The organism is Pseudomonas folii, from assembly GCF_014357575.1.
GTDB lineage: Bacteria > Pseudomonadota > Gammaproteobacteria > Pseudomonadales > Pseudomonadaceae > Aquipseudomonas > Aquipseudomonas folii.
Window position 1 is genome coordinate 21,842 of record NZ_JACONW010000030.1, and the last position, 24,557, is coordinate 46,398.

The following is a 24,557-nucleotide window of genomic DNA, read 5'->3' on the forward strand; positions in this document are numbered from 1 at the left end:
GTCTTGTTTTGGCCAATCAACGGTGTTGATGTATTTGAGCAAGGTCGGACGCTTCAAGGTCCGACCCCACAGCTACTAAGACACGGATTTCAAACCGAGTTCATGGGTTGATCTGCAATACCTTGAAGATAAACCCGTATTCGAGTGCCACGTCACGCAAACCCTGATAGCGACCGCTCATGCCGCCGTGGCCTGCGCCCAGTTCGGTTTTGAGCAGCAGCAGGTTATCGTCAGTCTTGTGCGCCCGCAGTTTGGCCACCCACTTGGCCGCTTCCCAATACTGCACCCGGCTATCGTTGTAGCCTGCGATCACTAGCATGGCCGGATACTTTTGGGCGCTGACGTTTTCATACGGCGCATAGGCTTTGATTCGCTCATAAACCTCCGGCTCCTGCGGGTTGCCCCACTCGTCGTACTCGGTGACGGTCAGTGGCAGGTCGGGATCAAGCATAGTGTTGAGCACATCAACGAAGGGCACTTCGGCAATCGCGGCTTTGAACAACTCGGGACGTTTGTTGACCACTGCGCCAATCAGCAGGCCGCCGGCGCTGCCGCCACTGATCACCAACTGTTCGGCGCTGGTGCGCTTCTCAGCGATCAAGTGCTCAGCACAGCTGATGAAGTCGTCGAAGGTGTTCTGCTTGTGTTCCTGCTTGCCGTTCCGATACCAGGCTTCACCCAGCTCGCCGCCGCCACGCACGTGGGCGATAGCAAAGGCCACGCCGCGATCCAGCAAACTCAGGCGAGCGTGGGAAAACCACGGGTCAAGGCTTTCGCCGTAAGCACCATAGCCATACAGATACAGCGGCGTTGGCTGGTCTGCCAGCTCACGTTTGACGACCAGGCTGATCGGCACTTGCGTACCGTCTTTGGCGGTGGCCCACAAACGCTGGCTGACATAGGCGTCGGCATCGAACGGGCCGAGCACCGGGGTTTCCTTGAGGACCGATTGCTCGCCGCTGGCCAGCGTCAGTTGCCGTACCTGGGCCGGGCGATTCAGAGACTGGTAGCGCAGGCGGATTTTATCGCTGTCGAACTCCAGCGTGTCCTGCACGTAAAGGCTGTAAGCCGCGTCCGGCAACTGCACGCGATAGGCAGGCAGACCCTGCGGACGCACCTCGATGATCGGCAAGCCTCCTTCGCGCAGGCTAAGGGTCAGGCCTTTGGCGTTGAGGCTCAGACCTTCAAGCATCACCGTGTCGCTGTGCGGAACCAGCACTTTCCAGTCATTGCGGGTCGGCACGCCGGTGGCTTTTTGCTCAGCCTGATACAGCGCAAAGTTGATGCCGTCCTGATTGCTACGGATCAGCCAGCTCCACACGCCGTCCACCTGGCCGTGATCGATGGAGTATTCATGACCTTCAACGCGCGGCGCCATGCACACGAATGCGTGTTGTGGTTGATCGGCATCCAGCACCCAGGCTTCGCTGGTGGTCTTGCTGTCGAGCCCGAGAATCAACTGCTTTTCCGAGCTGCTGCGATAGCAATGCAGGAAAAACCGGCCATCTGGCTCGTTGAAAACCAGATCCGCCGCGTCATCACCCAGGCGATGGCGATACAGCTTGTGCGGCCGATGGGTGTCGTCCAGCTCGCCGAAAAACAGCGTCTGACTGTCGTTGGCCCACGTCATGCTGCCGTCGCAATCCTCAAACGGCAGACTTCTGACTTCACCATTGCTCAGCTCTTTGACGTAAAGCTGATAAACCTCTTCGCCGGTAGTGTCCAGACTGTACGCCAGACGCCGATGGTCAGGGCTGATGCTGAATGCACCGAGGGAAAAGAAGCCGCCCCCCGCCAGCACATTGGGGTCGAGCAGCACTTCTTCATGGCTTTCGTCGATGCTCAGCGAACCGTCCGCCGGACGCGGGCAGCGGTAATGACGGGCGTATTCGTCACCTTCGGTGGTGCGGGTGTAATACAGATACGGTCCCCAAGGGGAGGGCAGCGACAGGTCGGTTTCCAGAATGCGGCCTTTGATCTCCTGAAACAGCGTCTCGCGCAGCGCTTCCTGATCGGCCAGTTGTGTCTGCTGCCAGGCATTTTCCGCCTTGAGGTAGTCGAGAACTTCCTCGGTGTCGCGGTTTTGCAGCCAGGCGTAAGGATCTGCACCCTCGGCTTTGCGGGCGAGGGGGGCAGTGGATGGTGAATTCGATAGGGTCATGCAGGGCTCTCTCGTGGAGGCGCCTGGCGCAAGCGGAAAAAATGAAAAGCCGCTGCGCCGGACTAATACTCAAGCCGGACAAGCCGGGTTGGCGAAAAGCCGTTATCATAAGCGCCTCTTTACCTGCCTTACCACGGATGTCATGACCGAGAACGACTATACGATCGCCTGGGGGCTCTACGCATTTGCTGCGTTGGGCTGTCTGCTGGTTTGGTTTCTGGCGACTCGCTGGATGTGGCGTTACCTGCGCGAGCCCCTGGTGGTGATCGTTGCGGTGTTGCTGTTTACTCCGACAATGATCGACGCCACCAAGGAAATTTACGCGCCTGCCGTTGCCATTACGGCCCTGGACCTGTTGTTCAAGGTGGGCAGTAACGTCTGGAACGCGCTGTCTGATCTGGCCATGTACGGCATGATTGCCCTGGTGGTTTACGTGCTGTTCGCGTTGATTCGCTGGCCTCTGGAAAAAAGCTGGAAAGCTCGCAATCCGGAAAAACCTGTCCAGCCTGAAACCGCAACGGATGTCGAAGACGAGGATGAGCCTTTTTCCGACACTGACCGCCCTGCGCGTAAACCGGTGGCGCCCAACGTCAATACCAGCAGTCGTTCGCGGGTCGAACCGCGCCTTTGAATCGTCCTCCGGCGCTTGTGTCGCCATGCTGCTGAACGTTTGCAATCGAGAACCTGAGCATGTGTGAACTACTGGGCATGAGCGCCAATGTCCCGACTGACATCGTTTTCAGCTTTACCGGCCTGATACAGCGCGGCGGGCGTACGGGCCCGCATCGTGACGGCTGGGGGATCGGCTTTTACGAAGGTCGTGGCTTACGCTTGTTTCAGGACCCCGCCGCCAGCAGCGAATCGGAAATTGCCCAACTGGTGCAGCGTTATCCCATCAAAAGCGAAGTGGTGATTGGCCATATCCGTCAGGCCAATGTCGGTCGCGTATGCCTGTCCAATACCCATCCCTTTGTGCGCGAGCTCTGGGGCCGTAACTGGTGTTTCGCCCATAACGGCCAATTGGCAGGTTTCGATCCCCTTGCTACGTTTTATCGGCCGGTGGGCGACACCGACAGCGAGGCGGCGTTCTGTGATTTGCTCAACCGCGTGCGCGAAGCCTTCCCTGAGCCGGTAGAAGTCGAAGAACTGCTGCCATCACTGGTCGAGGCGTGCAGTCACTATCGCAGCAAGGGTGTGTTTAACTGCTTGCTCAGTGATGGCGACTGGCTGTTTTGCTTTTGCAGTACCAAACTGGCCCATATCACACGTCGCGCTCCGTTTGGTCCGGCACGTCTGAAGGATGTCGACGTGATCGTCGATTTTCAGGCCGAAACCACACCCAATGATGTCGTGACGGTGATTGCTACCGAGCCGTTGACCGAGAACGAAAACTGGAACCGCTACGAGCCGGGTCAGTGGGCGTTATGGCGGCGTGGTGAATGTGTGGCGAGCGGCAATACCTGATTTTTGGGAGCGGTGCGCAATTTTGTAGGACTGGCTTTAGCCGGGAGGACGTCGGAACATTCACCAAATCTCCGTTGCCTGAAATACCGCCCTCCCGGCTAAGGCCGGTCCTACGAGGTCGAGGGCCCAGGCGCCAGCTTGCAGGCAAACATAGAATCTCCCACAGTAGGGATGCAGTCCAAATCCAATAGATGTGCCTGGTTTGAGAGGGATCTAAATGCTGCGAAGTTATCTGCGATTGGTCTTGTTCACGGCGGGCCTGTTGTTCGGGGTTCAGATACCGGGTTTTATCAGCGATTACGGCAAGCGGGTCGAGGCGCATCTGCTTGAGGCTCAGCAGAGTGTGCGAGGCTACAATGCGACCGCGCAGCAGTTCTTCAAAGGCGATGTGCAGGCGTTGATTCAGCACTACCGCGACAGTGAAGACCCGGTGTTCCGCAGCGACGCCGATACCATCAACACGCTCTTGACCCGCACTCAGGTCCTGGAACGTGAATGGCTGGCCATGCAAGGCCCTTGGTATGCCCGAGCGATTCATGTCGCTGTAGCTTCCGATGCCGATATCCGCAGAGAGACCTGGAACGGTTACACCTGGCAGGTGTTGCTGGCACCAGACGTCATTGCCTGGGGCATCGTCAGCGCGCTCTTGTTGGCGTTCCTGATCGAGAGCTTCTTCCTGATGATCAATTGGGTCGTCAACGGCGGCCGTCGCAAGCATCGGCCGGAGCGGGATTGGCGCTGATTTTAGCCCCGGTATCTCTACACCGCGCTATATCGCGGCAAACATTGGACCTGTAGGAGCGAGGCTTGCCCGCGAAAGACAATAATGCGGTGCGTCTGACTTACCGCATGACTGCTTCGCGGGCAAGCCTCGCTCCTACAGGTTCTGCGTAGATTCAGATAGCTCCGCGCTGTTTGATGAGAGTGCTACTTCGACAAAAACCTCATCCCTTCTTCCAGCCCCCGCAGCGTCAGCGGATACATCTGATCCTCGATCAAGTCCCGCACGATATTGGTTGATGTGGTATAGGCCCAGGCGTCTTTAGGGTAGGGGTTGATCCAGATGAGCTTCTTGAACTTGGCCGTAAAGCGCTGCATCCACAAATAGCCCGGCTCTTCGTTCCAGTGCTCGACGCTACCGCCCGCCTGGGTGATTTCATAGGGCGCCATAGCCGCATCGCCGATGAAGATCACTTTGTAGTCCGCACCGTATTTATGCAGTAAATCCTGGGTCGAGAAGCGTTCCGAGCCACGGCGCATGTTGTTCTTCCACACCGATTCATAGATGAAGTTGTGGAAGTAGAAATACTCCAGATGCTTGAACTCGGTTTTGCACGCCGAGAACAGCTCCTCGCAGACTTTGACGTGGGCATCCATCGAGCCGCCGATGTCGAACAGCAGCAACAGCTTGATGGTGTTGCGCCGCTCCGGGCGCATCTGGATATTCAGCAGACCTGCGTCGCGAGCGGTGTGGTCAATGGTGCCGTCGATGTCCAGTTCTTCCGCCGCGCCCTGTCGGGCGAATTTTCGCAGGCGGCGCAGGGCGATCTTGATGTTGCGCGTGCCCAGTTCCACTTGATCATCGAGGTTTTTGTATTCCCGCTGATCCCAGACCTTGACCGCCTTGCCTTTGCGCTCGCCAGCGTCGCCAACCCGGATGCCTTCCGGGTTATAGCCGCCGGAGCCGAAGGGGCTGGTACCGCCGGTTCCGATCCATTTGTTGCCGCCAGCATGGCGTTCCTTCTGCTCTTCCAGGCGCTTCTTGAATTCTTCGATAAGCTTGTCGAGCCCGCCCAGTGACTGGATTTGCGCCCGCTCTTCATCTGTCAGCGAGCGCTCGAACTCCTTGCGCAGCCAGTCCTCGGGGATCAGCGCCTTGAGATGATCGTCGAGTTTTTCCAGACCATTGAAATAGGCGCTGAACGCCCGATCAAACTTGTCGAAATGCCGCTCGTCCTTGACCAGAATCGTTCGGGCGAGGAAATAAAACTCGTCCATATCGGCGAAGGTGACCCGCTGTTTCAGGGCATTGATCAGGTCCAGCAGCTCGCGCACCGAGACCGGGACCTTGGCGGCGCGCATTTCATTGAACAGATTGAGGAGCATGGTCTCTCCGGATCAGCGGTTACCGCGACGGCTCATGAACGCCAGACGCTCAAGCAGCTGTACGTCCTGCTCATTTTTGACCAGCGCACCGGCCAGTGGCGGAATGGCCTTGGTCGGATCGCGCTCGCGCAGTACCGCCTCACCGATGTTGTCGGCCATGAGCAGTTTCAGCCAGTCCACCAGTTCGGAGGTCGAAGGCTTTTTCTTCAGGCCTGGCACTTTGCGCACGTCGAAGAACACGTCCAGCGCCTCGCTGACCAGATCCTTCTTGATATCCGGGTAGTGCACGTCGACGATCTTCTGCAGCGTGGCGCGGTCCGGGAAGGCGATGTAGTGGAAGAAGCAGCGGCGCAGGAAAGCGTCCGGCAGCTCTTTTTCGTTGTTGGAGGTAATGATAATGATCGGTCGGACCTTGGCTTTGATAGTCTCGTCGGTCTCGTAAACGTAGAACTCCATCTTGTCGAGTTCTTGCAGCAGATCGTTAGGGAATTCGATGTCGGCCTTGTCGATTTCGTCGATCAGCAGAATGACCCGCTCTTCGGCTTCGAAGGCTTCCCAGAGCTTGCCTTTCTTCAGGTAGTTACGCACGTCGTGGACTTTATCCACGCCCAGTTGTGAGTCCCGCAGGCGGCTGACCGCATCGTATTCATACAGGCCTTGATGGGCTTTGGTGGTGGATTTGATGTGCCAGGTAATCAGCTTCGCACCAAAGGATTCAGCCAGTTGCTCGGCGAGCATGGTCTTACCGGTGCCGGGCTCGCCCTTGACCAGTAACGGACGCTCCAGGGTAATGGCCGCGTTGACCGCCAGCTTGAGATCGTCGGTGGCGACGTATGCGCGGGTGCCTTCAAACTTCATCGGTAAATCCTCGGTAAGCAATGCGCGGACTATAGCGCGAGGCCTTGGCGACTGTGAATGTGGGGCGGGTATTCAGTGACTGAATGGCGAGGTTGGTGCGCGTCCCGTAGGACCGGCTTTAGCCGGGAGGGCATTTTTTCTGGCGAAGGAAATGTGACGGATGTTCCGACGCCCTCCCGGCTAAAGCCGGTCCTACAGGCGTTAGCCCTTGCTGTTGTCATACCGCGTATTGAACGCCTGGACAAAAGCATTCCTCAGGATCTGCAGGAACGCCTGAAACGCGCTGACATTCTGTTTGTGCACGCTCCCGCTCAGTTCAACCCGAGTAGCAAACTGGTTTTCGCTCTGGTTCTTGAGCACGGTTTCGCCGCCGCCCACCACGGCTTCCCAGATAGACCGAAAGAAGCCTTTATTCTGGTTTTCGACGTCCTGCTTCCAGTTGAAGACTTCAACATCGCGCAGCAGGGGTTTGATGTAACCACTCAACTGGCCTTTGTTCGCTTGAGCTTCGATCACCAGATCGCCTTGCCCGGCGTTGAAATCGAAGTTGCCGTAGGCAGATGCAAAGTCGTTCAAGCGCTTGAGCTGGATGCCCGTGGCTCGCAGGCGCAAGTCAAAATCCTCGAAGTTGGTGAACGGATCGAAGGTCGCGGAGGCTTCCATTTTGGCGTGGCCTTCGAGCAGCGCCTTGCCTTCGAAGCGAGCATCGCGATTGCCTTTTACGTCCTCGACGTTCGTCAGGTTGTAAAGACTGGCATTGAGCGAGTCGGCCTCGATTTTCACTTTCGGCGTCGTGCTGAAATTGTTGAAGGTGATCCTGCCGTCATTGATTCGGACTTCGTTGAGCGTGATCGGCAGCAGCTTGTTGATTTGCTCTTGCCAGTCGGTGCCCTGACCCGTCTGTGACGCTTGCTTGTTGTTGCCGCCGTCGACGAAGTTGACCTCTGGTTGAGCGAATATCATCTCGGCAACCACCGCATGGTCGTACCACAGATGTTTCCAGCTCACGGCCAAATCGATGACCGGTACTTTGACGAACGGGACCGGCACCTTGCCGTCTACCTTGACGATGTTCAGCCCGTTGATTCTGTAAGCGCCGCGCCACAGGGCCAGATCGACATCCGTGACCTGGCCGCGGTAATCGCCCATGTCGGCGAGCTTGTCGTTGAGGTAGTTGCGGACCAGCAAGGGCAAGGTGATATGCACTGCGATCAATAGCACAACAATCCCGGCCAGGGTCCAGAGTGGCCAGCGATAGCGACGTTTCATGGCAAGGGTCTCAAGTTGCGATGAGTTGTTGACTCTTTGCGTTCGCATCCGTTCGCTGCGACTGGACGCATGCCGGTCATGAGGCATAGGCTTCCAACTCTCTGACATCTGATGAACGTGCACAAGGACACCGCCATGAGCCGTATCTACGCTGACAACGCCCACTCGATCGGCAACACCCCACTGGTGCAGATCAACCGTATCGCCCCCCGTGGAGTCACGATTCTGGCCAAGATCGAGGGCCGCAATCCGGGCTACTCGGTGAAATGCCGGATCGGCGCCAATATGATCTGGGACGCTGAAAGCAAGGGCAAACTCAAGCCCGGCATGACCATCGTCGAGCCTACCTCCGGCAACACCGGTATCGGCCTCGCATTTGTTGCTGCAGCCCGTGGCTACAAGCTGATGCTGACTATGCCCGCGTCCATGAGCATCGAACGCCGTAAAGTCCTCAAGGCATTGGGGGCCGAACTGGTTCTGACCGAGCCAGCCAAAGGCATGAAAGGCGCTATCGAGAAAGCCGAAGAGCTGCTGGCCAGCGATCCTGAAAAATTCTTCATGCCAGCCCAGTTCGAGAACCCGGCCAACCCGGCGATCCATGAAAAAACCACGGGGCCGGAAATCTGGAACGACACGGATGGCGCGGTCGATGTGCTGGTCGCGGGTGTTGGCACCGGCGGCACGATCACCGGGGTTTCCCGCTACATCAAAAACACCGCAGGCAAACCGATTCTGTCTGTTGCGGTGGAGCCTATGGTTTCGCCGATCATTACTCAGGCGTTGGCGGGTGAAGAAATCAAGCCAAGCCCGCACAAGATTCAGGGGATTGGTGCCGGTTTCATCCCGAAAAATCTCGATCTGTCGTTGGTCGACCGGGTGGAACTGGTCAGTGACGATGAAGCCAAAGCCATGGCACTGCGCTTGATGCAGGAAGAGGGCATCCTGTGCGGTATCTCCTGTGGTGCAGCCATGGCTGCCGCGGTACGCATGGCGGAAACCCCGGAAATGCAAGGCAAAACCATTGTCGTGATCCTGCCGGACTCGGGCGAGCGCTACCTGTCGAGCATGTTGTTCAGCGACTTGTTCACTGATCAGGAGCTGCAGCAGTAAGACCTCGTTTGCACGCCGCTGCTTCTTGTCAGGTCGGCGAGGGTTTATGATGCCCGGCTGGCGAACCATCCAGATGATGGTTTCGCCCTCACGCATGATCACCACGGCAAGACATACAGCGGTAAGCAAGGAGAGTTAGATGACGTTTTCATTGGCTGCCAAGGTGTCGATTCTGATGCTTTTTGTCGGCAGCACGCTGTATGTGCATTTACGTGGCAAGGCACGTTTGCCCTTGTTGCGTCAGTTCGTCAATCATTCGGCGTTGTTCGCTCCTTATAACGCCCTGATGTACCTGTTTTCCCGCGTGCCGTCCAAGCCTTATCTGGACCGCAGCGCGTTCCCCGAGCTGGATGTGCTCAAGAATAACTGGCAGACCATTCGCGAAGAGGCCATGCACCTGTTCGACGAGGGTTACATCCGGGCTGCCGAGAAGAATAACGATGCCGGTTTCGGTTCGTTCTTCAAGAAGGGCTGGAAGCGTTTTTACCTGAAGTGGTACGACAAAGCGTTGCCGTCTGCCGAGGCGCTGTGCCCGAAGACCGTGGCACTGGTCAACTCCATTCCCAACGTCAAAGGCGCGATGTTCGCCCTGTTGCCGGGCGACAGCCACCTGAACCCGCACCGCGATCCATTTGCCGGTTCACTGCGTTATCACCTGGGGCTTTCGACGCCTAACTCCGACGATTGCCGGATTTACGTCGATGGGCAGGTGTATGCCTGGCGCGATGGCGAAGACGTGATGTTTGACGAAACTTATGTGCATTGGGTCAAGAACGAGACTGATGTTACCCGCGTGATCCTGTTTTGCGACATTGAGCGTCCGTTGCGTACCCGCATCATGACCCGCCTCAATCGTTGGGTCAGCGCATTTCTGGGCCGTGCGACCGCGCCGCAGAACACTGACGACGAACGCGTTGGCGGGATCAACCAGGCCTATGCGTGGAGCAAGCGTTTCAGTGATACCTTCAGTGGCAAGGTCAAGCAATTCAAGCGCAAGCATCCAAAAGCCTACCGGGTACTGCGTCCGGTGCTGGCGGTGGTGGTACTGACGTTGTTGGGGTATTGGTTGTTTGGTTGAGTGTGACAAAGGATTGCTAGCGACATAAATCCCAGGGGGGACTGCATAGATTCTTGTGGGAGCGGGCAAGCACCCACAGAATCTATGTGATGACGTGGGACCTGCTTTAGCCGGGAAGAGGCCCTTACAGTCATCAAAATGGGGCGCCAGACATATCGCCTTCCCGGCTAAAGCCGGTCCCACGTCGCACATCAGCTTGCAGTTTTCACCACAGCAGCAGGCCGCAGCACCAGCCACAGCGACGCTGCAATCAGCAAGCCGCCATAGACATGCGCCATCGATAGCGGCTCATCCAGAAACAAAGCCCCCCACAGCACGCCGAACGGCGGGATCATGAAGGTGACCGTCATGGAACTGAGTGGTCCGATGCTGCTCATCAGGCGGAAATACAGGATGTAGGCGAGTGCTGTGCATACCAGCCCTAACCCCAGCAGCGATACCCAGACACTGACGCCTCCCCAACTGGCGGGCGGATCGGTGAAGACGCGATAGCCGAAAAATGGCAACAGCAATAACGTCGCGCCAAGCATGCTGCCCAGTGCTGAAAGACGACTGTCCAGTCCGCCCTGACGGTCCAGCCAGCGGCGGGTCAGGAAGCCGGCGAACGCGTAACACGTGGTTGCCAGCAGGCAGGCGAGGGCACCCATCAACAGCTCCAGATTGAAAGCCACCGGTCCTGCGCGCGTCAGGATGCCGACACCGACCAGTCCCAGGAATACGCCGCTGATTTTCACTGCGGAGAGCTTCTCGCTGAAGAACAACCCGCCGACCAGCACGCCCATCAGGGGCGTCGTGGCATTGAAAATCGACGAGTAACCGGCAGGTAGTGTTTGTGCCGCAATCGAGTAAAGCGTCGCTGGCAGCCCCGAGTTGATTACCCCCAGCAGCATGCAGGTCTTGAGCTTGCCGCGAAAATCCAGGTGCACGCGCATCATCAGGAAAATGATCAGCAGGCCTGCTGCGGCAATTGATACACGGAAGAAGGCAGTCGGCACGCTGCCCAGCACGGGCGCAACTATGCGCATGAACAAAAAGCTCGCGCCCCAGATGGCGGCCAGCACCAACAGGTTGACGATATCGGCAGGTTTCATGAAAGGTCCTTCTTGTTAGAAGGGCGGGAGTTTTACCGGGAGACGGATGCTGTTGCAATAGTCTGTAACGTTATTGGGATTGCCTGGCTTCGATTGCGTGATGGTAATAAAACCGGCTAACTCGTCATACAACTGCATGCAGTGTTAATTATCTAATACTTCAGCGTAATGCCTGAATTATCGATATCTGGTCATTAATTTATCTTCTCAGCTGCCGACACAAGGTAATAGGTCGCCGTACTGCGGTAAACACTGCACGGTGACTTTAATCCAACGCCAATGTATTGGCTTCATGCCTTGGAGGGCCCGTTTTCAAAGGGGCTCAGCAATCACCATGAAAAATGCAAATCTATTAAAACTATCGCATCCCACCGTTTTAATCGGTTTGTGATCGGAGAGGAAGTGTCGTAATGGCTTTGAAGTTTCGTCATAAAATTCTGCTGGCTGCTTCGCTCATTGTGGTATTGGCGTTCGCGTTATTCACGCTGTACAACGATTATCTGCAGCGCAATACGATTACCAAAAACCTTGAGAACTCGGTGGCTCAGGCGGGCGAGCTGACAGCGACCGGCATTCAGAGCTGGTTGAGCGGACGCATTCTGGTTCTGGAAAACCTCGGGCAGAACGTCGCGCGGCAAGGCACTCAAAGCGATCTGGGTGGCCTGATCGGTCAAACGTCACTGACATCGACTTTCCAGTTCACCTATGTCGGTGATACTGACGGCGTATTCACGCAGCGGCCGGACGCCGAAATGCCTGCCGGTTATGACCCGCGCAAGCGTCCCTGGTACACCTCGACGGTTACCGCCGACAAGACCATCATCAGCGCGCCTTACCTGGCCTCGGTAGGCGGGCTGGTGGTGACCATTGCCAGTCCGATCAAGATCAACGGCAAGCTTGCCGGCGTCGCAGGCGGCGACTTGAGCCTGGAAACCCTGGTCAAAATCGTTAACTCAGTAGAGTTCGGCGGCCTGGGACATGCCTTCCTGGTCAGCGGCGACGGACAGGTAATCGTCAGCCCGGACAAAGACCAGGTGATGAAAAATCTCAAGGACATCTATCCAGGGCAAACCCTGACGCTGGACAAGAAGTTGCGTGAAGTCACCCTCAACGGCCAGCAACGCTTGCTGTCATTTGCCCCGATCAGTGGGTTGCCGGGGGCGGACTGGTACATCGGACTGTCGATCGACAAGGAAAAAGCCTACGCGCCGTTAGGCGAATTCCGGACCTCGGCGCTTATTGCCATGGTGGTGGCCGTCATCGTCATCGCTTTGCTGTTGAGTTTGCTGATCAGCGCGCTGATGCGTCCGTTGACGGCGATGGGCCGTGCCATGCAGGACATCGCGCAAGGTGAGGGTGATCTGACCCGCCGCCTGAGCATTCAGGGCAAGGATGAATTTGCCGAATTGGGTGGCTCATTCAACCAGTTCGTCGAGCGCGTGCATGCGTCCATCTCGGAAGTCTCTTCAGCGACGCTACTGGTTCATGACCTGTCGCAACGGGTGGAGCAATCGTCCAATTCCTCGATTCTGGGCTTTGACGAGCAGAGCGCCCGGACCAATAGCGTGGCCGCCGCGATCAACGAACTGGGCGCTGCCACCCAGGAGATTGCCCGCAACGCTTCCGATGCTTCCGCTCAGGCCAGCCAGGCCCGTGAGCAGGCGGAAGACAGCCGCGCAGTGGTGGAAAAAACCATTCAGGCCATGACCAGTCTTTCATCCAAGATCAGCGATTCGTGCACGCAAATTGAAACCCTGAACACCAGCACTGAAAACATCGGGCAGATTCTCGACGTGATCAAAAGCATCTCGCAGCAGACCAACCTGCTTGCGCTCAATGCGGCGATTGAAGCTGCGCGCGCAGGTGAAGCCGGTCGTGGCTTTGCGGTGGTAGCCGATGAAGTACGTAACCTGGCGCACCGGACTCAAGAGTCTGCCGATCAGGTACACAAGATGATCGGCGAGTTGCAGCAGGGTTCTCATGACGCGGTGGAGAACATGAACCAGAGTCAGGCCAGCAGCCGCGACAGCGTTGACGTCGCCAACCAGGCAGGCACCCGACTGACCAGCGTCACCCAGCGCATCAGTGAAATCGACGGCATGAACCAGTCAGTGGCGGCTGCCACCGAAGAGCAGACCGCCGTGGTGGAGACGCTCAACGTCGACATCAGCCAGATCAACATGCTTAACCAGCAGGGCGTCGCCAACCTCAACGAAACCCTGTCCGACTGCGCCGCGCTTTCGCAGCAGGCAGGGCGCCTGAAGCAATTGGTGGCAAGCTTCAAGATCTGACCGGTCTATCGGTGATGTCAGCGAAGGCCAGTGAGCGTTGAAGCTCCTGGCCTTTTTTATGGGCGGTTCGCCAAGAATTAACGGAGCAATCCCGCGTAACCATGGGAAAAGTCGGACTGCCACGGCTATCTGGCCTGCTTTATGGTGGGGCACTTGAAATGTCGCCCGCCAACCATGTGATTCTGTAGGACCTGATGGGCCGGGGCGGGGGCCTGTTGGAGCGAGGCTTGCCCGCGAACCAGCAGACTCAGAGGGTCAGGCACACCGCGTTATCGTTCTTCGCGGGCAAGCCACGCTCCAACAAATCCCGTGTTTTCTGCGCGGCAGCGCAGCGTTCAGAACGGGCGGCACTCCTACAAAAATTCATTCAAATTCAGTAAGTTGTATTTTGAGATGAGAGAGTTATGACACGTGACATTTTTGCTGAGATCAATGAAGGGCTAGACGCCTTGTCTGAACATCGCCAAGGGAAGACAGGGCTACTTACTCATTATGTAGAGCTGAAAAACTCTCAGCCGGTCGCTGTCTTGGGTCTCTCCGAGGCCGAACGCTCAGGCCACGACGTTGATTCGGTTGGTAGATCGGTTTCCTGAGACGGTGCAGCATCTGGCAGCCTTGGTGTAAGCCACCAAACCACGTCCAAGCTGACTTCATCCGTTCTGAATATCGCGTAAGACTGATCCCGATCACACTCTCCTCGTCCGACAAACCTTTGATTTTCCGGCGTAATCCCGGACAATCGCGCCCCTCTTTTCTGAGGGGACGCGAAACTGCCCAGTTTTTCTGACGCGTCCCTGCCATGTTGTATTAACCGGCACGGAGATTCGACCGGATGAATGATCAGGCCAATAGCGTCGAACAGCGTTTCGATGCAGCCGCTACACCGATTGCGGCGTGGAGTCGTCATGACACCACCTGGATGCTCGGGTTGTTCGGCACCGCCATCGGCGCAGGTACGTTGTTCTTGCCCATCAACGCAGGTATTGGCGGCTTCTGGCCGTTGCTGGCCCTGGCGCTGCTGGCGTTTCCGATGACCTACTACGCGCACCGCGGTTTGACCCGCTTCGTACTTTCCGGTCGAGAGGGGGCGGACATCACCGAAGTTGTCGAACAGCATTTCGGCAAAAGCGCCGGCACGCTGATCACCGCGTTGTACTTCTTTGCAATCTTCCCGATTCTGCTGATCTATAGCGTGGCGCTGACCAACACCGTCGGCAGCTTTCTAGAGCATCAACTGCACATTCAGCCGCCGCCACGTGCATTGCTGGCATTTGTGCTGATTCTTGGCTTGCTGGCAGTGGTGCGCTGCGGCGAACGGTTCATCGTCAAGGCCATGAGCCTGATGGTCTACCCGTTCATCGTGGCCTTGCTGTTCCTTGCGGTGTTCCTGATTCCGCACTGGAACGGCGGCATTCTCAGCACAGCCACCACGCTACCGGAACCTTCGGCATTCCTGCATACCTTCTGGCTGGCGATTCCGGTGATGGTGTTTTCCTTCAACCATTCACCGATCATTTCTGCGTTTGCCGTTGACCAGAAGCGTATGTATGGCGCTCAGGCTGAAGGTCGCAGCTCGCAGATTCTTGCGCGTGCCCACGGCTTGATGGTGATCATGGTGATGTTCTTCGTGTTCAGCTGCGTGCTGACCCTGTCACCGGCACAACTGGCTGAAGCCAAGACCCAGAACATCTCGATCCTGTCTTACCTGGCTAACCACTTCAGCAACCCGACCATCGCGTTTGTCGCGCCGCTGATTGCCTTCGTGGCGATTGCCAAATCGTTCCTCGGCCACTACATCGGTGCCAGTGAAGGTTTGAAAGGTATTGTGGTGAGGACCGGTCTGCGTCCAGCGCCGAAAGCCCTCGACCGTCTGACTGCGGCCATGATGCTGGTGGTGTGCTGGGTGGTCGCCACGCTTAACCCAAGCATCCTCGGCATGATCGAAACCCTTGGCGGGCCGATCATTACCGCGTTGCTGTTCCTGATGCCGATGTACGCCATCCACAAGGTTCCGGCCATGCGTCAGTACGCAGGCAAGGCATCCAACGTGTTTGTGGTAGTTGTGGGTGTGGTGTCGATGCTGGCGCTGGTTTATTCATTGATGCAGTAGTCGTTGGAATGCAATTCCTGTAGGAGCTGCCGAACGCTGCGAAGCGTTAATCCTGATACACCGCCATTCGCAGCCTTCGGCAGCTCCTACGGGGTTGTGTCTGCAGGGAAAACTCACTGCGCCGGGTAGTCCGCCACTACCTGCTCTTCACCCGAAGCGGTCAGGCCAATGATCTGGTGAGCGCTTCTGCGATTACCCGACTCCATACCCGGCGAGCCCATCGGCATGCCGGGTGCGGCGACGCCGATCAGGTCTTTCCGGGCCACGAGCTCGCGAATCTCCGAGACTGGCACGTGACCTTCGACGAACTTGCCGTTGATCACGCCGGTGTGGCATGAGCCCAGTTTCTCGGGCACGCCGAGTTTTTCCTTCACGGCACTCATGTTGTCTTCGGGATGATCATTCACGGTAAAACCGTTTTCCTTGAGGTACGCCATCCACTTGGTGCAGCAACCGCAATTCGGATCGCGGTGCACGTCAATGGTTTGTGGCGCGGCGTGCAGCAGAGTACTGAACCCGAGGAGTGCGATCAGGCTGGCCTGTTTGATCTTCGAAAGCGTCATGAGAGATGTGCTCAAGGAATATTCAAAGGGCAAAGGCTACACGGGTTGTGAGGGCTGGAAAACCTTGGCCCTAAACGATGTACGCGGTTCCTTGTGGGAGCGGTGCTTGCCCGCGATGCATGAGACGAAGCTTGAAGACACACCGCGTTATCGTTTATCGCGGGCAAGCACCGCTCCCACATTTAACCGCGCTTGGTCAGTCAGTACGCAGCCACCAACCCATCCTTTCTTGGATCAGTCCCACCCACATACCCATGGGCCGTGCGCTGGATGATCTGTGCGCCACCAAAGGCAAACACGCCGCTTGGCTCTTCGACATCGATGTCATGGCCTTTGGCGCGCAGTGCCTTGACCACTTCTGGATCAAACGCACGCTCCACAGCAACCTTCAGCCCCGACTCGATCCTCCAGCGCGGTGCGTCGGCGGCGGCTTGCGGGTTCTGTTTGTAACGCAAGATGCGCATCATCATCTGCAAGTGACCCTGCGCCTGCATCGGGCCGCCCATCAAGCCGAAGGACATCAACGGCGTGCCGTCGGCATTCATCACAAAGCCGGGGATGATGGTGTGGAACGGACGCTTGCGCGGTGCCACGTAGTTCACGTGGGTCGGGTCCAGCGAAAAGCCCGCGCCGCGGTTCTGCATGCTGATGCCGGTGCCCGGCACGACAACGCCGGAGCCAAAGCCCATGTAATTGGACTGGATGAACGAGATCATCATGCCGCTTTCATCGGCGGCCGACAGGTAAACCGTGCCGCCTGGCTTTGGTGAGCCGTGACCCGGATTGGCCGCCTGATCAGTCACCAGTCCGGCGCGCTCCATCAGGTAGGCCTTGCCCAGCAAATCTTCGGAAGGCACGCGCATGTGATCGCTGTCGGCGACGTGTTCGTCCAGGTCAGCCAGGGCCAGTTTCATGGCTTCCAGCACTGGGTGAACGGTTTCAAGGCTGTCCACCGGATGCTCGCCCACGCCCAGCGCTTCAAGCATGGTTAAACCGGCGAGCGTTGCAATGCCCTGACCATTCGGTGGCAATTCGTGAACCACGGCACCGGCATACGGCACCGCCAGCGTGTCGATCCAGTCCACGGTGTGCGTCGCCAGATCGTCCAGGCTCATGACGCTGCCGTTGGCATTGGCATGGGCAATGATTGTCTCTGCCAGTTCGCCGCGATAGAAGGCTTCACCTTTGGTCTGGGCGATCAGTTCCAGGGTGCGGGCATGGTCTTTGAGTTTGATTTTCTCGCCAGCCAGCGGCGCCTTGCCATCCGGCATGAAGCACTCGGCAAAGCCCGGTTGATCCTTGAGCAACTGCGAGCCGCGCTTCCACAGCTCGGCGATGATCGGCGTGACCTGATAGCCATCGCGGGCATAGCCAATAGCCGGTTCAGCCAGTGTGGCGAACGGCAGTTTGCCGTAACGCTCGGACAACTCGACCCAGGCTGATACCGCACCCGGCACGCTGACCGCAGGCCAGCCACGTTGTGGCATCTGGCTCTGGCCCGCGAAATACTCGGGCGTCCAGGCCTGCGGTGCGCGACCGGAGGCGTTCAAGCCTTGCAGCTTGCTGCCGTCCCAGACGATGGCGAAGGCATCGCTGCCAATCCCGCAACCGGTGGGCTCGACCACGGTCAGCACCATGGCCGCAGCGATGGCGGCGTCGACCGCATTGCCGCCCTTGCGCAGCATGTCCAGCCCGGCCTGTGCGGCCAACGGCTGGGAGCAGGCGACCATGTTGTTGCCCATCACCGGCGAGCGCGCCGAAGCGTAAGGTTGGCTGTAATCCAGATCATCGAACATATGCGTTTCTCTTTGGCAGAATAACGAAAGGTTTAGCCTTTGGGGTCCAGCGCATCGCGCAGGCCGTCACCCAGCAGGTTGAAACACAGGACCGTGATGTAGATCGCCACGCCGGGCGCAATCGACATCCACGGAGCCTGCTCCATGAAATTCTTCGCAGTATTGAGCATTGAGCCCCAGGACGGCGACGGCGGTTGCTGGCCCAGACCGAGGAACGACAGGCTGGCTTCGGCCAGAATCGCCGAAGCGATGGTCAGCGTCGCTTGCACCACCAGCGGCGACATCACGTTGGGCAGCACGTAACGCAGAATGATCCAGCGATCCGGCAGGCCAATGGCGCGTGCACCCTCCAGATAATCCTCGTGCTTGATCGACAGCACCTGGCCGCGAGTCAACCGGGCGAAAATCGGCATGGCAGATAGGCCGATGGCGATCATCGCGTTGGTCAGGCTTGGGCCGAGAAAGGCGCCCAGCGCGATGGCCAACACCAGAAACGGGCAGGACAGCAGCGCTTCCATGACTTGCGAAATGATCATGTCCAGTTTGCCGCCAAAATACCCGGCCAGCAGGCCCAGGGGCACGCCGATAAACATGGCGATAGCCACCGAAACACCACCGGCCAGCAGCGAACTGCGAGCGCCAAACAGCAGGCGCGAAAATAGATCGCGGCCCAATTCGTCGGTGCCCAGCCAGTACATCAGCGAGGGCGCTTTACGCACGGCGAGGAAGTTGGCTTTCAGCGGGTCGTGGGGCGCAATCCATGGCGCCAGAAGGGCCGCCAGGACAAACAGCAGCAACACCGCTGCGCCAATCACCGCGCCTTTGTTGGCGAGGAATTTCTTCAGGAACGGCGAGCGACTGCGGGGCAGGATCGCGCTGTGCGGGAGGCTGGCAATAGCGGTCATCAGGCAGTCCTCAGACGCGGGTTGATCAGGCGGTAAAGCACGTCGGCCAGCAGATTCAGCATCAGGAAGCCAATTGCTACACACAGCACCACGCCTTGCACCACGGCGTAGTCACGGTTGAACACCGCATCGACAATCATCTTGCCGAAGCCCGGAATACTGAAGACCTGCTCGGTCAGCACTGCGCCGCCAAGCAGTTCACCGAACAGTAAGGTGGTCAGCGTGACGATGGGCATCAATGCGTTGCGCAGCGCATGCTTGAGAATCACCGTGCGCGGGAACAGCCCTTTGGCCCGGGCAGTACGGACGTAATCGGTGCGCAGCACTTCGAGCATGGCGCTGCGGGTGTGGCGCATGAGAATCCCCGACAACCCGGCACCCAACACGAACGCAGGCAGGATCAAGGTTTTCAGGTTTTGCCCGAAATCCTCGCCCATGGGCACGAAACCGGAGGCGGGCAACCATTGCAGTTTCACCGCAAAAATCATGATCAGCAGGATGCCCAGCCAGAAGTGCGGAATGGAAATCCCCGACAGCGCCACGACGTTGGCTCCGTAATCCACGGCGGTGCCTTTGCGCACCGCCGAGATGATCCCGGTGGGGATGCCGATCAGCAGCGCAATCAGCAAGGCCAGCACTGCCAGCTCAATGGTCACCGGCAACTTGGACGCCAGCAGCGTGGTCACCGGTTGCTCGGTGCGCAGCGAGGTGCCGAAGTCGCCGGTCAGCACGTTGCCGACCCAGTTCAGGTACTGCAACGGGATCGGGTCATCAAGCCGGTACTTGTCGCGCAGGTATTCCATGACCGCCGGATCGCGTTCTTCCCCGGCCATGGCCAGCACCGGGTCACCCGGCAGCAGCTTCTGCAGGGTGAAAACGAACAGCGAAACCAGAATCAGCGTCGGGATCGAGCTGAGCAGGCGTCGCAGGATGAACATCAGCATGCCGGAACCTCGCAGGTGCGTCCGTCAGTCATGGTTTGAACGCGACGTTGGCCAGACGAATCAGACCGTCCGGGTTTGGCACGAAGCCGGTCACGTTGTTACGCATGGCAATGATGCGTGGGTCGAAATACAGGTACGCGGTCGGTACTTCGTCAGCCAGCAAACGCAATGCTTCGTTGTATAGCGCCTGACGTTGTGGAACGTCGTTGACAGTGCGCGCCTTGTTCAGCAGTTCGTCGAGCTTGGCGTTGCAGTATTTACCGTCGTTCTGGCCACCTTTGCAGGTCACGAACTGGTGGATGTCGCCATCCGGATCAGGACGGCCCGACCAGGCGCTCATGCCGATCTGGAAGTTGCCGCTCTGCTGTTCGCTGAGCATCGTGGCGTATTCAGTGGCGATCAGATTGACCTTGAAGCCCGCTTCTTCAGCCATGGCCTGAATGATCTGCCCGACCTGTTGCGCGATCGGGTTGTTGGCCACTTTCAGGTCTACCGCCAAAGGCAGTTTCACACCGGCCGCAGCCAGCAGCGCCTTGCTTTTCTCGACGTCCCGAGTCGGGATCGGCAGCGCCTGATCGTAGTACGGGCTGTTTTTCGGGAACGGCTGAGCGCTTGGGGCGTACAGACCTTCGAACACCACTTGGTTGATGGCATCGCGGTCGATGGACAGCTCGAATGCCTTGCGCACGCGCTTGTCTTTGCCCATCGGCGTATTGGCTTTTTCACCGTTGCCGATATTGAACATCAGCTGCATATAGCCCAGGCCTGGCGTGTTGTAGATCGCCAGCTTGCTGTCGCCCTTGACGGTTTTCACGTCGGTCGGCGCGACGCGCTCGATGATGTCCAGATCGCCGGAGCGCAGGTTAGCGAGGCGCACCGAGGTGTCCGGAATTGGCAGGAACACGACTTTGTCGAAGTGATAGGCCTGCTTGTTCCAGTAGTTATCAAAACGCTCCAGTACGATGCGATCCTGCTGCACGCGCTGGACGAATTTGTAGGGCCCGGAGCAGACAGGTTTGGACGCGAATTCGCCCTGAGCGGCCTTCGGCGCGAGCATCATCCCGGCACGGTCCGAGAGTTGCGAAACCAGTGTGGCATCGGCTTGCTTGAGCTTGATGGCCACGGTTTTCGCGTCGACCACTTCCACGCTGTCCACCGAGGCCAGTTCGCTTTTGCGCAGGGAGTCGGGCAGGGTGCGGGCGCGGTCGAGGTTGAACTTCACCGAGGCGGCATCGAAAGGTTCGCCATCGTGGTAGGTCACGCCGTCCCGCAAGGTCATGGTCAGGGTCTTGCCGTCTTCGCTCCAGTTCCAGGCAGTGGCCAGTTGTGGTGCGTACGTCAGGTCCGGATTGACGTCCACCAGCTTGTCGCACAGCGCGGTGTAGACCAGACGCCCGGAATAGGTGCGCGAGCGATGCGGGTCAAGCACATCGGGATCGTCCTGAATACCGATGCGCAACGTCGATTCGGCAAAGGCGGCGTTGGCGGCCAGCAATAACAATGTTCCTGTCATGACGCGTGCGATTTTCATGGCTGGCTCTCCACTGCAAGGGATTGATGGTTCTTGAACAGATTCAGGCGTTGCGTATAAGCAGCGCTGGGTGTTGGAAGGATCAAGGTGCCGCTGCCCGCATTGGCGATTTCACGCCAGAAGTGGCACGCCACCTGGCGTTCGGCCTCAACGGTTTCCATGACCGGCACGGCCTCTTTGCACAGCGCACGGGCGTGGGGGCAGCGGGTATGAAAACGGCAACCAGAAGGCGGGCGGCTCGGGCTGGGCATGTCGCCGCCCAGCAATGGCCGTGGCTGGCGCAAATCCGGATGGCTGACGGGTACAGCGGCCATCAGCGCCTGGGTATAAGGATGCAAAGGGTTTTCGAACAACGCGTTGACCGGCGCCAGTTCAACGATTTCACCCAGGTACATCACCGCCACGCGGTCGCTCATGTGGCGGATTACGGCCAGTCCGTGGGCGACAATCACCAGGGTCAGGCCGAACTGATGCTTGAGGTCTTCCAGCAAATTGACCACTTGGGCCTGCACCGAAACGTCCAGCGCCGACACCGGTTCATCGCCGAGGATCAGCCGCGGCTCGGAAGCCAGCGCACGAGCGATACCGATACGCTGGCGCTGACCACCGGAGAATTCGTGGGGATGACGGCCGCCGTGTTCCGGGGCCAGGCCGACCGTGCGCAGCAGTTCGGCAACCTTGGCCTGACGGTCACTGCGGCTGGCTTCGCTGTGCAGCCAGATCGGTTCGCCGACGATGGATTCCACGGTCATGCGCGGGTTCAGCGACGCGAACGGGTCTTGAAAGATGATCTGCAAGTCGCGGCGTACCTGACGCAGCTTTTCCGGCGGCAGGTTGGCCAGGTTGCGGCCTTCGTAAATCACGTCGCCTGCGGTTGGTTGCAGCAGGTTGAGCAGCAGGCGACCGAGGGTTGATTTACCCGAGCCGGACTCGCCCACTAACGCCAGTGTCTCGCCTTTGCGAACCGACAGGTTGACCTGATTGACCGCCTGCACAGGTGGTTTCTTCGGCTGGAACAGACCGCTTTCCACAGCAAAGTGTTTGCTCAGGCCGATGCCTTCCAGAATGGGTTTCTGCGTGCTGCTTGCCGGGCTGATGGGCTCGGCGTTGTCTCGTTCGGAAAGGCTCACGCACTGACTCCCACATGCTGTTCCAAAGGCGCGCGGATACACGCGGCGAAGTGTCCGGGGGACAACTCGAGCAGCGGCGGACGCTCGTCTCTACATTGCTGGATGACAAACGGACAGCGCCCGGCGAAGCGGCAACCGCTGGGCATTTCTGCTGGCGTCGGCACTCGGCCATTGATCGTTGCCAGACGACCTTCACGTGGGCCAATCGACGGCATCGAACCCATCAGGCCAATGGTGTACGGGTGCTGTGGATCGTCAAAAAGCGTCTTCACCGGACCGCTTTCCACCACGCGTCCGGCGTACATCACCATCACGTCGTCAGCGACTTCGGCGACCACGCCCAGGTCATGGGTGATCAGAATCATCGCGGTGCCGGTTTCGGTCTGCAGGTTGGCGACCAGCGAGAGGATCTGTGCCTGAATGGTCACGTCCAGTGCAGTGGTCGGCTCATCAGCAATGATCAGCGCCGGATCGTTGGCCAGTGCCATGGCGATCATCGCCCGCTGCCGCATGCCGCCGGAGAGTTCGTGAGGGTAGGCGTCCAGTCGTTGCCGGGCGTCCGGTACGCGAACTTTCTCAAGCATTTCCAGCGCCCGTTGTCGGGCGTCCTTGTCCGAGAGGCCCTGATGCCGGATCACGCTTTCGGCGATCTGCTCACCGATGGTGAACACCGGGTTCAGCGATGTCATCGGTTCCTGAAAGATCATCGCCATGCGATTACCGCGCACGTCCAGCAGGCGTTCTTCGGACATGCCCAGCAACGCTTCGTCTATCAGCAGAGATTCACTGGCGCCCACCTGGGCCGTCGCGGGTAACAGGCCCATCAGGCCCATGGACGTTACGCTCTTGCCACAGCCGGACTCGCCGACAATGGCCAGGGTCTTGCCGCGCTTGACCGAGAATGACACGCCATCCACCACATTGGCGGGCGCACCGGCAAAGCGCACGGTCAGGTCGCTGACGCTGAGAACTGTGTTATCGGTGGTTGAGACGGTGGCGCTCATAAGCTGGCCTCCAGGTCTTGATTGATGACGTTATCCAGCGCCTGTTGCAGGGCCCGTAAATGGCCGCGCATGGCGGTAGCAGCCTTGATCGGGTCGCGCGTTTCGATGGCGCTGACGATGTCGTCGTGATCGTGGCTATAAGTGTCGAGGCGGTCGGCGTTGCGCGCCCGTTGACGCAAGTCGCGCCATGCCGGGTCCAGACGGATCGCATCGAGCATTTCGAAAATGTCCAGCATCAACCGATTGCCCGCAGCTTCAGCAATGGCGCGGTGCAGGGAGCTGTCCCAGAGCTCGATGCCTTCCGCATCGGGATGCTCGGCTGCCTGCTGACGGGTGGTGCGCTCGGCAAGGCGGCGCAGGATCGCCATCTGCTCACCGTTGGCCCGTACTGCGGCAAGTGACGCCAGCGCGGGCTCCAGATGCAGACGCGCTTCCATGACCTCGCTGAAATTGGTCCGCCCGGAAAGCCGGGCGAAGCTCATGGACGCGCTGGGCGGCGTTGGGCCGACAAAGGTTCCTTTGCCTTGCCGCCGCCAGATCTGGCCTTCGGCTTCCAGCACTGCCAGCGCGCGACGAATCGCCCGTCTGCTGACACCGAAATCGGCAGCCAGCTCGCGCTCGGTAGGCAGCGCCCGCTGGGGGAACGCAGCATGCTGGGCAACGATCTGCCGTAAGGCATCGAGCGCCAGTTTCGAGGAGTTGTCGATGGGCGTGTCAGGGTCGAACCTTTGCATCGTGGTACTCGCGCCAGACCAGAAAAAGATGCCCTGAGCTGCCTGCAGGCAGTGATTCGAGGCAAGAGGGCTGGTGCAAGAGCGATGCCAATGGAAATTGGTTCGATCAGTTTCCAGGCGCAATAGGCTGTGTGATTGCTAGCGATCAGTGCTGACGGGCCAATGTGCAAAGGTTCGGCAGGGTGGTTCGGAGGGATGAACGGTAATTGGTTCGCGGGTGGGTGGACCAATTTCAGGGGAGGTTCAGATTTTGTGCATCAATGCGGGCGTGGTGCGCCGGGGTAGTGCCCGGTATCAAGGCGGAATGCGATTCCTGTGGGAGCGGTGCTTGCCCGCGACAAGGCTGGGCGCGATCTAAAGTGAATTGCATTCAGCCTTGATACCGGGCACTACCCCGGCGCACCACGCCCGC

At 58.6% G+C, this 24,557-nt stretch carries 20 protein-coding genes and 2 pseudogenes; 9 read left to right on the forward strand and 13 right to left on the reverse strand.

Annotated features, from left to right (window positions below; genetic code table 11):
• Positions 1–100 precede the first annotated feature (100 nt).
• Positions 101–2,161: a S9 family peptidase gene (locus H8S59_RS08960; protein WP_187521173.1), complete on the reverse strand. Its 2,061-nt coding sequence runs from the start codon at positions 2,159–2,161 to the stop codon at positions 101–103.
• Between the two features lie 142 nt (positions 2,162–2,303).
• On the opposite strand from H8S59_RS08960, the gene H8S59_RS08965 reads away from it, so the two are divergent.
• The 3 genes from H8S59_RS08965 (at position 2,304) to H8S59_RS08975 (ending at position 4,367) form a co-directional block, all read left to right on the forward strand.
• Entirely contained in the window at positions 2,304–2,792 is a 489-nt protein-coding gene (locus H8S59_RS08965; RefSeq protein WP_187521174.1) for an MFS transporter, read from the forward strand.
• Between the two features lie 59 nt (positions 2,793–2,851).
• Entirely contained in the window at positions 2,852–3,625 is a 774-nt protein-coding gene (locus H8S59_RS08970; protein WP_095093501.1) for a class II glutamine amidotransferase, read from the forward strand.
• Positions 3,626–3,842: 217 nt separating this feature from the next.
• Positions 3,843–4,367 (forward strand): DUF2937 family protein, encoded by a 525-nt coding sequence (locus H8S59_RS08975; protein ID WP_095093500.1) that lies wholly within the window; start codon positions 3,843–3,845, stop codon positions 4,365–4,367.
• A gap of 185 nt (positions 4,368–4,552) precedes the next feature.
• Here H8S59_RS08975 and H8S59_RS08980 read toward each other — a convergent pair whose 3' ends face one another.
• The 3 genes from H8S59_RS08980 to H8S59_RS08990 form a co-directional block, all read right to left on the reverse strand.
• Positions 4,553–5,731, reverse strand: coding sequence for a vWA domain-containing protein (locus H8S59_RS08980; protein WP_099269108.1), 1,179 nt, complete (start codon positions 5,729–5,731; stop codon positions 4,553–4,555).
• A gap of 12 nt (positions 5,732–5,743) precedes the next feature.
• The gene (locus H8S59_RS08985; protein WP_027901874.1) at positions 5,744–6,589 is read right to left on the reverse strand and encodes an AAA family ATPase; all 846 of its coding nucleotides are present in this window, start codon (positions 6,587–6,589) and stop codon (positions 5,744–5,746) included.
• A gap of 201 nt (positions 6,590–6,790) precedes the next feature.
• Entirely contained in the window at positions 6,791–7,858 is a 1,068-nt protein-coding gene (locus H8S59_RS08990) for a DUF748 domain-containing protein (RefSeq protein WP_187521175.1), read from the reverse strand.
• Positions 7,859–7,993: 135 nt separating this feature from the next.
• Between H8S59_RS08990 and cysK the strand changes: the two genes are divergently transcribed.
• Together cysK and H8S59_RS09000 are read left to right on the forward strand one after the other, a co-directional pair.
• Positions 7,994–8,968, forward strand: coding sequence for a cysteine synthase A (cysK, locus tag H8S59_RS08995; RefSeq protein ID WP_095093623.1), 975 nt, complete (start codon positions 7,994–7,996; stop codon positions 8,966–8,968).
• A 139-nt stretch (positions 8,969–9,107) separates the two neighbouring features.
• Positions 9,108–10,046, forward strand: coding sequence for an aspartyl/asparaginyl beta-hydroxylase domain-containing protein (locus tag H8S59_RS09000; protein ID WP_095093497.1), 939 nt, complete (start codon positions 9,108–9,110; stop codon positions 10,044–10,046).
• A 191-nt stretch (positions 10,047–10,237) separates the two neighbouring features.
• Here H8S59_RS09000 and H8S59_RS09005 read toward each other — a convergent pair whose 3' ends face one another.
• Positions 10,238–11,137, reverse strand: coding sequence for a DMT family transporter (locus H8S59_RS09005; protein ID WP_187521176.1), 900 nt, complete (start codon positions 11,135–11,137; stop codon positions 10,238–10,240).
• A 410-nt stretch (positions 11,138–11,547) separates the two neighbouring features.
• On the opposite strand from H8S59_RS09005, the pseudogene H8S59_RS27265 reads away from it, so the two are divergent.
• From H8S59_RS27265 to H8S59_RS09015, 4 genes and pseudogenes are all read left to right on the forward strand, one after another.
• Positions 11,548–12,522 (forward strand): annotated as a pseudogene (locus H8S59_RS27265) (cache domain-containing protein); the annotation flags it as partial.
• Between the two features lie 180 nt (positions 12,523–12,702).
• Positions 12,703–13,428, forward strand: coding sequence for a methyl-accepting chemotaxis protein (locus H8S59_RS27270; protein ID WP_425504569.1), 726 nt, complete (start codon positions 12,703–12,705; stop codon positions 13,426–13,428).
• A gap of 404 nt (positions 13,429–13,832) precedes the next feature.
• A pseudogene (locus H8S59_RS26950) lies at positions 13,833–14,052 on the forward strand (hypothetical protein).
• Between the two features lie 208 nt (positions 14,053–14,260).
• Entirely contained in the window at positions 14,261–15,538 is a 1,278-nt protein-coding gene (locus H8S59_RS09015) for an HAAAP family serine/threonine permease (RefSeq protein WP_187521178.1), read from the forward strand.
• Between the two features lie 113 nt (positions 15,539–15,651).
• On the opposite strand, the gene H8S59_RS09020 is transcribed toward H8S59_RS09015, so the two are convergent.
• From H8S59_RS09020 to H8S59_RS09055, 8 genes are all read right to left on the reverse strand, one after another.
• Positions 15,652–16,101 carry a DUF411 domain-containing protein gene (locus H8S59_RS09020; protein ID WP_187521185.1) on the reverse strand — a complete coding sequence of 150 codons (450 nt, stop codon included), beginning with the start codon at positions 16,099–16,101 and terminating at the stop codon, positions 15,652–15,654.
• Between the two features lie 200 nt (positions 16,102–16,301).
• On the reverse strand, positions 16,302–17,897 hold the full coding sequence (locus tag H8S59_RS09025; RefSeq protein ID WP_187521179.1) for a gamma-glutamyltransferase family protein: 1,596 nt from the start codon (positions 17,895–17,897) through the stop codon (positions 16,302–16,304).
• Positions 17,898–17,929: 32 nt separating this feature from the next.
• Positions 17,930–18,802: an ABC transporter permease gene (locus tag H8S59_RS09030; RefSeq protein ID WP_027898079.1), complete on the reverse strand. Its 873-nt coding sequence runs from the start codon at positions 18,800–18,802 to the stop codon at positions 17,930–17,932.
• The gene (locus H8S59_RS09035) at positions 18,802–19,746 is read right to left on the reverse strand and encodes an ABC transporter permease (RefSeq protein ID WP_027898078.1); all 945 of its coding nucleotides are present in this window, start codon (positions 19,744–19,746) and stop codon (positions 18,802–18,804) included. The genes H8S59_RS09030 and H8S59_RS09035 overlap by 1 nt, the downstream gene beginning before the upstream one ends.
• 28 nt (positions 19,747–19,774) lie before the next feature.
• Positions 19,775–21,277, reverse strand: a complete 1,503-nt coding sequence (locus H8S59_RS09040; RefSeq protein WP_187521180.1) for an ABC transporter substrate-binding protein — start codon at positions 21,275–21,277, stop codon at positions 19,775–19,777.
• A complete protein-coding gene (locus H8S59_RS09045) occupies positions 21,274–22,407 on the reverse strand; it encodes an oligopeptide/dipeptide ABC transporter ATP-binding protein (RefSeq protein ID WP_187521181.1) in 1,134 nt (377 codons plus the stop codon). The genes H8S59_RS09040 and H8S59_RS09045 overlap by 4 nt, the downstream gene beginning before the upstream one ends.
• Positions 22,404–23,411, reverse strand: a complete 1,008-nt coding sequence (locus H8S59_RS09050; RefSeq protein WP_187521182.1) for an ABC transporter ATP-binding protein — start codon at positions 23,409–23,411, stop codon at positions 22,404–22,406. Before H8S59_RS09050 ends, H8S59_RS09045 begins: the two co-directional genes overlap by 4 nt.
• Entirely contained in the window at positions 23,408–24,145 is a 738-nt protein-coding gene (locus H8S59_RS09055; RefSeq protein ID WP_187521183.1) for a FadR/GntR family transcriptional regulator, read from the reverse strand. The genes H8S59_RS09050 and H8S59_RS09055 overlap by 4 nt, the downstream gene beginning before the upstream one ends.
• Between the last annotated feature and the right edge of the window lie 412 nt (positions 24,146–24,557).